Origin of the sequence: Alcanivorax sp. HI0007 (assembly GCF_001635525.1) — a bacterium.
Lineage (GTDB): Bacteria > Pseudomonadota > Gammaproteobacteria > Pseudomonadales > Alcanivoracaceae > Alcanivorax.
The window spans coordinates 114,073-124,870 of sequence record NZ_LWEJ01000085.1; the positions used below are offsets into that span (position 1 = coordinate 114,073).

9 protein-coding genes are annotated in these 10,798 nt (G+C 61.9%); 8 read left to right on the forward strand and 1 reads right to left on the reverse strand.

Features of this window, described 5'->3' with window-relative positions:
- The first annotated feature begins 3 nt into the window (after positions 1-3).
- Genes A3714_RS05115 through A3714_RS05135 form a run of 5 tightly spaced genes read left to right on the forward strand, consistent with a single transcriptional unit; the run spans position 4 to position 6,101 of the window.
- Positions 4-870 carry an MBL fold metallo-hydrolase gene (locus A3714_RS05115; RefSeq protein WP_063508507.1) on the forward strand — a complete coding sequence of 289 codons (867 nt, stop codon included), beginning with the start codon at positions 4-6 and terminating at the stop codon, positions 868-870.
- 12 nt (positions 871-882) lie between these two features.
- Positions 883-2,106 carry an FAD/NAD(P)-binding oxidoreductase gene (locus A3714_RS05120; protein ID WP_231866146.1) on the forward strand — a complete coding sequence of 408 codons (1,224 nt, stop codon included), beginning with the start codon at positions 883-885 and terminating at the stop codon, positions 2,104-2,106.
- A 26-nt stretch (positions 2,107-2,132) separates the two neighbouring features.
- Entirely contained in the window at positions 2,133-3,881 is a 1,749-nt protein-coding gene (locus A3714_RS05125) for a SulP family inorganic anion transporter (protein WP_063508509.1), read from the forward strand.
- Positions 3,882-3,918: 37 nt separating this feature from the next.
- Positions 3,919-4,347 (forward strand): TIGR01244 family sulfur transferase, encoded by a 429-nt coding sequence (locus tag A3714_RS05130; RefSeq protein ID WP_063508510.1) that lies wholly within the window; start codon positions 3,919-3,921, stop codon positions 4,345-4,347.
- A 2-nt stretch (positions 4,348-4,349) separates the two neighbouring features.
- Positions 4,350-6,101 (forward strand): SulP family inorganic anion transporter, encoded by a 1,752-nt coding sequence (locus A3714_RS05135; RefSeq protein WP_063508511.1) that lies wholly within the window; start codon positions 4,350-4,352, stop codon positions 6,099-6,101.
- 133 nt (positions 6,102-6,234) lie between these two features.
- On the opposite strand, the gene A3714_RS05140 is transcribed toward A3714_RS05135, so the two are convergent.
- A complete protein-coding gene (locus A3714_RS05140; protein WP_062817473.1) occupies positions 6,235-6,849 on the reverse strand; it encodes a YdcF family protein in 615 nt (204 codons plus the stop codon).
- A gap of 138 nt (positions 6,850-6,987) precedes the next feature.
- Here A3714_RS05140 and leuS point away from each other — a divergent pair, with 138 nt between their 5' ends.
- The 3 genes from leuS to holA all read left to right on the forward strand — a co-directional run.
- Positions 6,988-9,423 (forward strand): leucine--tRNA ligase, encoded by a 2,436-nt coding sequence (gene leuS / locus A3714_RS05145; RefSeq protein ID WP_063508512.1) that lies wholly within the window; start codon positions 6,988-6,990, stop codon positions 9,421-9,423.
- A gap of 9 nt (positions 9,424-9,432) precedes the next feature.
- Positions 9,433-9,942 (forward strand): LPS assembly lipoprotein LptE, encoded by a 510-nt coding sequence (lptE, locus tag A3714_RS05150; RefSeq protein ID WP_063508513.1) that lies wholly within the window; start codon positions 9,433-9,435, stop codon positions 9,940-9,942.
- The coding region (gene holA, locus A3714_RS05155) for a DNA polymerase III subunit delta (protein ID WP_063527155.1) at positions 9,942-10,798 on the forward strand (857 nt) is incomplete at its 3' end. The genes lptE and holA, both read left to right, overlap by 1 nt.

Sequence of the window (10,798 nt, forward strand, 5' to 3'; positions counted from 1 at the left end):
GGCATGTCTCGCCCAACCGTCAAAGCCTTTTTCGATAACGACACCAACACCGTCAGCTACGTTGTCACGGACCCGCAGACCCGACGCTGCGCCATTGTGGATTCCGTGCTGGACTACGACCCCAAAGCCGGGCGCACCCGCCATGACAGTGCCAGCCAGATCGTGGCCTACGTCAAACAGGAAGCGCTCACTGTGGACTGGCTGCTGGAAACCCATGTCCATGCGGATCATCTTTCCGCGGCGCCCTGGATTCAGGAACAGGTCGGCGGCAAGCTGGCGATCGGTGAACATATCCGTACCGTGCAGGAGACCTTCGGCAAGGTCTTCAACGCCGGCACCGAGTTCGCCCGAGACGGCCGCCAGTTCGATCACTTGTTTGCCGATGGGGACACCTACCAGGTCGGCAATATTGAGGCGCGGGCCATTCACACCCCGGGGCATACCCCAGCCTGCATAAGCCATGTGATCGGCGATGCAGTGTTTGTGGGCGACACCCTGTTCATGCCGGACTATGGCACCGCCCGCTGCGACTTCCCCGGCGGTGATGCCCGCACCCTGTACCAGTCCGTGCAGAAGCTCCTGGCCCTGCCGGACGACACCCGCATGTTTCTCTGCCACGACTATCTGCCGGAAAGCCGTAGCGAATATCAGTGGGAAACCACGGTGGGCGATCAGCGTCGCGACAATATCCACGTGCACGAAGGCGTTTCCGAGGAGGAGTTCGTCAGCATGCGCGAAAAACGCGATGCCACCCTGGATATGCCGCGACTGATTCTGCCTTCGGTGCAGATCAATATGCGCGCCGGCCACCTTCCTCCCGAGGAAGACAATGGCGTGAGCTACCTGAAAATCCCGCTGAACGCACTGTAAGAGGCGATGACCATGACACCGACCCTGTGGGACGTAGTGGTGATCGGCGGTGGCGCCGCCGGCATTGCGGCGGCTGCCAGCCTCCTCAAGCGCAAGCCGCACCTGTCCGTGGCCATCGTGGAGCCCAATGACCGGCACTTTTACCAGCCCGCCTGGACCCTGGTGGGTGGCGGTTGTTTCAACCCGGCCAATACCTGCAAAGCCACCGGCAAATTGATTCCCAACGGAGCCAAGTGGTTGCGCACCCGTGTTACCAGCCTGCAGCCGGAACACAATCAGGTAACCCTGGAAGATGGCCAGTCTCTGAGCTACCAGTTTCTGGTAGTGGCACCGGGTCTGGAGCTGAATCTTGGCGCCATAGCGGGTCTGGAAAACAGCCTTGGCAAGCATGGTGTGACCAGCAACTATCTGTTTGAACTGGCGCCCTACACCTGGGAATGCGTGCAACAACTGAAACGTGGCCGGGCGCTTTTCACCCAGCCGCCCATGCCCATAAAGTGCGCCGGGGCGCCACAGAAGGCCATGTACCTGTCCTGTCATCACTGGGAAAACACCGGCACCCTGGGCAACATTGATGTGCAGTTCCACAATGCCGGCGCCGTACTGTTCGGCGTGGCGGATTTTGTGCCGCCACTGATGGAATATGTGAAGCGCTACAAGGCCAACCTGAATTTCAGCAGCACCTTGATCGCGGTGGATGGCCCTGCCCGCGAAGCCATCTTCCGGCGCACCAATGGCGATGGCATCAGCACCGAGCACACCGAGCCCTTCGACATGCTGCATGTGGTACCACCACAACGGGCCCCACGGTTTGTGCGCGACAGTGAGCTGGCCAACGAGACCGGCTGGGTCGCCGTGGACGAAGCCACCCTGCAGCACCCCCGTTTTGCCAATGTATTCAGCCTGGGCGATGCCTGCGGCGCCAGCAATGCCAAAACCGCCGCCGCCGTGCGCAAGCAGGCGCCGGTTGTCGCGGAAAATCTTTGCGCTGCGTTGGAGAATCGAGCGCCGACCGCCCGCTATGAAGGCTATGGCGCCTGCCCGCTGACCGTGGAAAAAGGCAAGGTCGTGCTGGCCGAATTTGGCTATCAGGGCAAACTGCAACCCAGCTTCCCGCTCGACCCCACAGTACCGCGCAGCAGTATGTGGTGGCTGAAACGTCATGCCATGCCAAAAATCTACTTCGAGCTGATGCTAAAGGGCCATGAGTGGCTGGCCAGGCCAGGGAAGCTCTGAGGCGTGACACAACAAGGGATGGCAAGATGAAACTGCCCACCTGGTTGGGCGCCGCCCAGTGGCTGCCCCACTACAACCGCGAGACCGCTGCCCGGGATAGCGTGGCAGCGGTGATCGTCACCATCATGCTGATTCCCCAGAGCCTGGCCTATGCCATGCTCGCCGGGCTGCCGCCGGAAGTCGGCCTCTACGCCAGCATCCTGCCACTGGTTGTCTATGCCCTGCTCGGTTCCAGCCGTACCCTGGCGGTGGGCCCGGTGGCGGTAGCCTCGCTGATGACCGTTGCTGCAGCCAGTCAGGTAGCCACGGCCGGCAGTCAACAATACCTGGCAGCCACTGTCATTCTGGCTTTTCTGTCCGGCACCATTCTTATGGTGATGGCCCTGCTTCGACTGGGCTGGATTGCCAATCTGTTATCGCACCCTGTGGTCAGTGGCTTTATCAGCGCGTCCGGCCTGCTGATTGCCGCCAGTCAGCTCAAGCATCTGCTGGGCATTCCCTTGTCGGGCCATAACCTGGTGGAGCTTGGCCGATCGCTAACACAGCATTTTCCCCAAACCCATTGGCCCACCGTGGTACTCGGTGCGCTGGTGACGGCCTTCCTGTTCTGGGTGCGCAAGGCACTCAAGCCGTTACTGCAAAAACTCGGCTTCAATGCCTTCTGGTCCGACCTGGTGAGTAAAGCAGGACCTGTCATCGCCGTACTAGGCTCCACCCTGGCCGTGGCCATGCTGGAACTGGATAGCGGCGGCATGGCCATTGTCGGTCATATTCCCGAAGGCCTGCCCGCATTGTCATTACCCGTATTTGATGCCGGCCTCTGGCAGGCATTATTGCTGCCCGCTCTGCTGATCAGCCTGATCGGCTTTGTGGAATCTATTTCTGTTGCCCAGACCCTGGCGGCCAAACGTCGCCAGCGCATCAACGCCAACCAGGAACTGATGGGGCTGGGCGGCGCCAACCTGGCCAGCGCCTTCAGTGGCGGCTTTCCGGTGACCGGGGGCTTTTCCCGTTCCGTGGTGAATTTCGATGCCGGCGCCCGCACCCCCATGGCCGGCGTATTCACTGCCATCGGCATTGCTCTCACCGCGCTGTTTCTGACCGGCGCTTTCACCTACCTGCCCAAGGCAACGTTGGCCGCCACCATTGTGGTCGCTGTGCTATCGCTGGTGGACCTGCCAGCGCTGAAACACACCTGGCATTTCTCCCGACTGGATTTCACCGCCATGGCCATCACCATGGTCGGGGTCCTGGGTTGGGGCGTGGAAGCTGGCGTGCTGGCCGGGGTGATCACCTCTCTGGCCCTGTATTTGTGGCGAACCAATCAGCCCCATGTGGCCGAAGTGGGCCTGGTGCCAGGCACCGAGCATTTCCGCAATGTGCAGCGCCACCAGGTGCGCGTTTCTCCCCGTGTGATGAGCGTACGTATCGACGAATCCCTGTATTTTGCCAATGCCCGGGGCCTGGAAGACCGCCTCTACGATGCCGCCCTGCTGCGACCACAGACAGAGCATGTGATACTGATGGGCACCGCCATCAATCACCTGGACGCCAGTGCCGTGGATAGCCTGTTGAGTCTGAACCAGCGTCTGGATGATGCCGGTATCCGCCTGCACCTTTCCGAGATCAAGGGACCGGTCATGGACCAGCTGCAGCACACTACCCTACCGGTATTACTGACCGGACAGATCTTTCTCACCCAGTATCAGGCCATACGCGCGCTGGCACCGGAAAGCATTGAGGAAAATCCCGCTCCCCCTTGCAGCCCTGTCTGACAAGGTTAAGCTGAGCCTTCATTCGCAAGGAGTTTTCATGGCTACCATCAATCGCCTTACCGAAAGTCTGTCTGTGGCCCCACAACTACAGCCTGAAGACATGGCCGAACTGGCCAGAGCCGGATTCAAGACCGTCATCAACAATCGTCCCGATGGCGAAAGCGAAGACCAGCCATCCAGCGCAGAGCTGGCCGCCGCCGCCGAGGCCGCCGGTCTTGAGTATGCCCACCAACCGGTTGTCGGCAACAACATCACCGACGTGGACATTGACGGCTTTGACGCCATCGTTTCTCTGGCGGAGCAGCCGGTGCTGGCCTTCTGCCGCACCGGTACCCGCTGCACCACCCTGTGGGCCCTGACCCAGGCGGACGAGCTGGACAACGCCAGCATCCTCAGCACCGCCGAACAGGCCGGCTATGACCTGAGCCAGCTTGCCGGTCGACTGGACCAGCGTCGGGGCCAGTAACCATGGCCGAGGCCGGCCGCCGTTTTCGCTGGCTGCCGGCCAGCGACTGGCTCGCCAGCTACAACCGCGAGCAGGCGGCCGGCGATGGGCTGGCCGCCATCATTGTCACTATTCTGCTGGTCCCCCAGGGGCTGGCCTATGCCATGCTTGCCGGCATGCCGCCACAAACCGGGCTCTATGCCAGCATCCTGCCGCTGATTCTCTACGCCCTGTTCGGCACCAGTCGCACCCTGTCCGTGGGCCCCGCCGCCCTCACCTCACTGATCACTGCCTCTGCGGCGGGCACCCTGGCCCAGGGCGATCCGCAGTTGTTTATCCAGGCGGCCATCGGCATGGGCCTGCTATCCGGGCTGTTTCTGATAGCCATGGCCATCCTGCGGCTGGGCTGGCTCACCAACCTGCTCAGCCACCCGGTGATCACCGGCTTCATCAGCGGCTGCGCCATTCTCATTGCCGCCAGCCAGCTCAAGCACCTGTTGCGCATCGACGCCTCCGGCGAAGAACTGGTGACCCTGGCGCAGACCCTGGGCCAGAACCTGTCCCAGACTCACTGGCTGACACTGGGCATCAGCCTGATCGCCATTGCCTGCCTGCTGATTCCGAAATATCTGGCCGCCCCCCTGGAGGCCACCCGGCTGCCCGGCTGGCTGGTAGCCTTTGTCAGCAAGTGCGGACCGATTGTGGCCGTGCTGGTCACCACGCTGCTCACCGCATCCCTGTCGCTGGATAGCCATGGTCTTGCCGTGGTCGGCTCCATCCCTGCAGGGCTCCCCCATTTTTCCCTGCCCGGGCTGGACCCCATGCACTGGCAGGACCTGATAACCCCGGCCGCATTGCTGGCGTTGATCGGCTTTGTGGAATCCATTTCCCTGGCCCAGGCCCTGGCCGCCAAACGTCGCGAACGGGTCGATGCCAACCGGGAATTGATGGGGCTGGGACTGGCCAACATTGGCAGTGGCCTCTCCGGTGCCTTTGCTGTGACCGGCAGTTTTTCTCGCACCACGGTGAATTACCAGGCCGGCGCCCGCACACCCATGGCCGGCCTGCTCACCGGTATCGGCATTGCCCTGGTGGCGCTGTTCTTTACCGGATGGTTCCAGCTGCTGCCACTGGCCTCCCTGGCGGCCATCATCGTGGTTGGCATCCTGCCGCTGATCAATCTGTCGGAGCTGAGACACCTGTGGGCCTTCAGCCGACCGGATGCCCTGGCCATGGCCGCCACCCTGGTCGGGGTGCTGCTGATCAATGTGCAAAGCGGATTATTGCTGGGAGTGGTGCTGTCCGTGGCGCTGTTCATGTGGCGTACCAGTCAGCCCCACGTGGCCGAACTGGGCCGGATTCCCGGCACCCATCATTTTCGCAACATGGATCGCCACAGCGTCCAGCTCACCGAGGCCGTGCTCTCCATCCGGGTGGATGAATCCCTCTATTTTGGCAATGCCCGCACCCTGGAAGACCGTATCTACGACGAGGCCCAGGCCCACCCGCAGATTCAGCATGTGGTGCTGCATTGCTCCGGCATCAACCATCTGGATGCCAGCGCCGTGGAAAGTCTGGAAAGCCTGAACGAACGATTGAAGGACGCCGGCGTGACCCTGAACCTGTCCAACGTAAAGGGTCCAGTGATGGACGTGCTGATAAAAACTGACTTTCAGAAGGTGCTTACCGGCAGGGTATATCTGAGTCACTATCAGGCCATGGAAGTGCTGGCGCCGGAGAGTTTGCGGGAGGAAGAGCCTGACGCCTCACCCTAGGACACACTGACAACAGACATTCAGTGAGTTACGAGTTGCGAGGAGCGAAATGCAAACCCGTATCGCCTTTCGCTCCTCGCAACTCGTACCTCGCAACTACCTCCGCAGCTTGCCGCCAATCGCCTGCGTCACCCTAAAGATACCGCAGGTGATACCACACCAGCGCCAGCCACTCGTACCAGATCTCCGGCACCATGGATAAGGCCCCGGCGGAAGGCACCCATTCCTGTTTTGGCAGCCGCTTGCGCCAGGCGGCCTGAGCCATCACCCCCTGGCTCTGGAAACACAGCAATGCCCTGGGCAGATGGGACCGGTCACTGACCAGGATGATCTCGTCGATGCCGCGCTGCCCCAGTAACTCGCCGCAGTGCACGGCATTTTCCCAGGTATTACGGCTTTCCCCTTCCTCCAGCACTGTCATGGTTGGCCAGCGCCGGCGCACCAGCTCGGCCATCAGCTGGGCCTCAGTGGGTTCATCATCCGCATGGGGCGTGCCGCTGATGCCACCGCTGACCAGCAGCGGCAAGCCATGCTCGTGGGCCAGTTCCGCCGCCAACTGTAACCGTCTCAGACCACGGGTGGTCAGGGAAAACTGGCCATTGCGCTGGCGCCGCCCGGCACCCAGCACCACCACCGCCTGGGGAGTAATACCCGTAATGCGCCGTGGCAGCGGGGGCAGCAGACTGCGGACCACGGCCGGCAAGGTACCCCCCACCAGCACCAGCAGTACCAGGTAGGTCAGCGCCATGGGCACTCCCGCTCGCGATGATTACCCAGCCGACACGTTTCGGGTGCAGACCGGTGAGAAATCCGGGCTAAGCTCATGTATCCTATGTCCCCTTCGCAACCGCGATGTTCCCGTATTTTTTTGATCAGTAGAGAGCCGATGGACGCACAGTATCGCCCCGATCAAGTCGAAGCCCAAGCCCAGCAGTACTGGGAGGATAACCAAAGCTTCAAGGTCACCGAAGAGGCCGGCAAGGAAAAGTTCTATTGCCTGAGCATGTTCCCCTACCCGTCCGGGCGACTGCACATGGGCCACGTGCGCAATTACAGCATCGGCGATGTGATCAGCCGTTACCAGCGCATGCTGGGCAAGAATGTGCTGCAGCCCATGGGCTGGGACGCCTTCGGCCTGCCCGCCGAGAACGCTGCCATCAAGAACAAGGTGGCGCCGGCCAAATGGACCTTCGAGAACATCGACTACATGCGCGGCCAGCTGCAGCGCCTGGGCTTCGGTTACGACTGGGATCGTGAGCTGGCCACCTGCACGCCGGAATACTATCGCTGGGAACAGTGGTTCTTCACCAAGCTCTACGAGAAGGGGCTGGTGTATCGCAAGATGTCCACGGTGAACTGGGACCCGATCGATCAGACCGTACTGGCCAACGAGCAGGTGATCGACGGCCGCGGCTGGCGCTCCGGCGCCCTGGTGGAACAGAAAGAGATTCCCCAGTGGTTCATCAAGATCACCGACTACGCCGATGAATTGCTGAAAGACCTGGACCAGCTGGATGGCTGGCCGGAACAGGTCAAGACCATGCAGCGCAACTGGATCGGTCGCTCGGAAGGCGTGGAAATGGAATTCGCCATTCAGGGCGAAGCGCCGCTGCGCGTCTACACCACCCGCCCGGACACCCTGATGGGGGTGAGCTACGTGGCCGTGGCGGCGGCGCACCCGCTGGCAAAGAAAGCCGCGGCTGCCAACCATGAAGTGGCAGACTTTGTGGAAGAGTGCCTGCACAACAAGGTGGCCGAAGCCGATATGGCCACCATGGAAAAGAAAGGCATCTACACCGGCCTCACCGCGACTCACCCGATCAGCGGCGAACAGGTCCCGGTCTGGGTAGCCAACTTCGTGCTGATGAGCTACGGCACCGGTGCCGTCATGGCCGTGCCCGCCCACGACCAGCGGGATTACGAATTTGCCAAAAAATACGGCCTGCCCATCAAGCAGGTGATTGAACCGGCCAAGGGTGAGTCCATCGATCTGGACAGCGAAGCCTTCACCGAAAAAGGCAAACTGGTGAACTCCGGGGAATTCACCGGCAAGACCTCCGCCGAGGCCTTCGACGCCATCGCCACCTGGCTGAGCGAGCGCAACCTGGGCGAGAAAAAAGTGAATTATCGCCTGCGCGACTGGGGTGTCTCCCGGCAGCGTTACTGGGGCGCCCCCATTCCCATGGTGGAAACCGAAGACGGTGAACTGCACCCCACACCGGAAGACCAGTTGCCGGTGGTGCTGCCCACCGAGGTAGAGATGGACGGCGTGAAAAGCCCCATCAAGGCTGACCCGGAGTGGGCCAAGACCACCTTTGACGGTCAACCCGCCCTGCGCGAAACCGACACCTTCGATACCTTCATGGAATCCAGCTGGTACTACGCCCGTTACTGCTGCCCGCAGAACGACCAGGCCATGCTGGACCCGGCAGCCGCCAACTACTGGCTGCCCGTGGACCAATATGTGGGCGGCATTGAACACGCCATCCTGCACCTGCTCTATTCGCGCTTCTTCCACAAACTGCTGCGCGACACCGGCCTGGTGGAATCCGACGAGCCCTTCAAGCAACTGCTCTGTCAGGGCATGGTGCTCAAAGACGGCGCCAAGATGTCCAAGTCCAAGGGCAACACCGTGGACCCGCAGGAAATGATCGAGGAATACGGTGCCGACACCGTGCGCCTGTTCATGATGTTCGCGGCACCCCCGGAGCAGTCCCTGGAGTGGAACGACTCTGGCGTGGAAGGCGCTTTCCGCTTTCTCAAACGCCTGTGGCGTCTGGTGGCAGAACACGTGGAAACCGGCCTGCCGGGTGCACTGAACGTGGACAACCTGGACGACAATGCCAAGGCACTGCGTCGCAAGACCCACGAAACCATCCAGAAAGTCAGCGACGACTTTGGCCGGCGTCACACCTTCAACACCGCCATTGCGGCAGTGATGGAGCTGATCAACGACGTCAGCAAATTCGATGGCGACGCCGCCGTGAAGCACGAAGCCCTGGAAGCCGCCGTACTGGTGCTGGCGCCCATCACCCCCCACGCCAGTCATGCATTGTGGCAGGCCCTGGGCCATGATGAAGCGGTACTCAATGCCGCCTGGCCGGACGTGGACGAAAGCGCGCTGGTGAAAGACAGCATCGAACTGGTGGTACAGGTTAACGGCAAGGTACGCGCCAAGCTCGAGGTGCCCGCCAGCGCCGACAAGGACACCGTGGAAAGCCTGGCCAAGGCCGAGCCCAATGTGCAGAAATTCACCAACGGCAAAACCATCCGCAAGGTGATCGTGGTACCGGGTAAACTGGTCAACATCGTTGCCAACTGAGAGGCGGTTATGACATCCACCCTGCGCCCCACAACGCGCCTGATCCTCCTGCTGGTGCTGGGGCTTGCCCTCAGTGCCTGCGGCTGGCAACTGCGCGGCACCACCAGCACACCCTCCATGGAAACCCTGACGGTAAGCGGTGCCTCCACGGAACTGCGCTACACCCTGGAAGATGAACTGGAAGACCAGGGCGTGCTGGTACATAGCGAGGCGCCTTACATCCTGGTCATTGATGATGAGGACTGGATGCGTCGTACTTCCGCGGTGGATGCCCAGGGCCGTCAGGCGGAAATCGAACTTCGCTACACCCTGCGCTGGCATATCAAGGACCGCAAGAGTGGTGCCCTGCTGACCACCCCCACGCGCATGATGACCCTGCGCAACCTGCCCTGGTATCCGGAAAACGCCACCGCCTCCTCCGACGAGGAGCAACTGGTCCGTGACGACCTGTTTCTGGATATGGCTTATCGGCTGATCAACCAGATTGCCGCCGCCTCCGAGGGCTGGGAGACCTACTGATGCGCCTGCGCCCGGAGCAGCTTGGCAAACATCTGGCCGACCGGTTACTGCCCGCCTACCTGGTGGCCGGCGATGAGCCGCTGCAACAGGGCGAGCTGCTCGACGACCTGCGCCGCGCCGCCCGGGATCAGGGTTTTGACGAGCGTCACCGTTTCTCTTCCGACACCGGCATCGACTGGAATGCCCTGCTCAACGAATCCCAGAGCATGAGCCTGTTCGGTGGCCGCCGGATTCTGGAACTGGTGCTTAACGACAAGCGACCGGACAAGGCCGGCAGCCAGATCCTCCGCGATGTTCTGGCCAGCCCCGGCGATGACACCTTGCTGCTGATCCGCTGCTCAAAACTGGATCGCCGCAAGGACTGGAACAGCGCCTGGGTGAAAGCCCTGGACGAAGTGGGCGCAGTGATTGAAGTCTGGCCGGTGGAAGGTGCCGGCCTGCGCAACTGGCTGCAAGACCGCCTGGCAAGCCGCGGACTCAGCGCAACGGAGGATGCCCTGGCCCTGTTGATCGAACGCAGCGAAGGCAACCTGTTGGCCGCCGCCCAGGAAGTGGACAAGCTTACCCTGCTGGTGGAAGACGGCCGGGTCGGTCCGGAAGACGTGCAACAGGCGGTGGGCGACTCCAGTCGCTACTCGCCCTTCGATCTCACGGAAGCCACTGCCCAGGGGAACGCCCAGCGCGTGCTGCATATCATCCAGACCCTGCGTGCGGAGGGCGTTGAACCCCCGGTATTGCTATGGGCCCTGAGCCGCGACATTCGCATTCTCGACGGCATGCTCAGCGGCGGCCCGCCCCCCCGACTGCCCCCCCAGCGAGTCAGGGCCATGCAGGCCCAGGCCCAGCGCCTCAACCC

Coding starts and splice junctions, on each gene's coding strand:
- leuS (WP_063508512.1), top strand. CDS start 6,988: ATGGACGCACAGTATCGCCCCGATCAAGTCGAAGCCCAAGCCCAGCAG.
- A3714_RS05140 (WP_062817473.1), bottom strand. CDS start 6,849: ATGGCGCTGACCTACCTGGTACTGCTGGTGCTGGTGGGGGGTACCTTG.
- A3714_RS05125 (WP_063508509.1), top strand. CDS start 2,133: ATGAAACTGCCCACCTGGTTGGGCGCCGCCCAGTGGCTGCCCCACTAC.
- A3714_RS05120 (WP_231866146.1), top strand. CDS start 883: ATGACACCGACCCTGTGGGACGTAGTGGTGATCGGCGGTGGCGCCGCC.
- A3714_RS05135 (WP_063508511.1), top strand. CDS start 4,350: ATGGCCGAGGCCGGCCGCCGTTTTCGCTGGCTGCCGGCCAGCGACTGG.
- A3714_RS05115 (WP_063508507.1), top strand. CDS start 4: ATGTCTCGCCCAACCGTCAAAGCCTTTTTCGATAACGACACCAACACC.
- A3714_RS05130 (WP_063508510.1), top strand. CDS start 3,919: ATGGCTACCATCAATCGCCTTACCGAAAGTCTGTCTGTGGCCCCACAA.
- lptE (WP_063508513.1), top strand. CDS start 9,433: ATGACATCCACCCTGCGCCCCACAACGCGCCTGATCCTCCTGCTGGTG.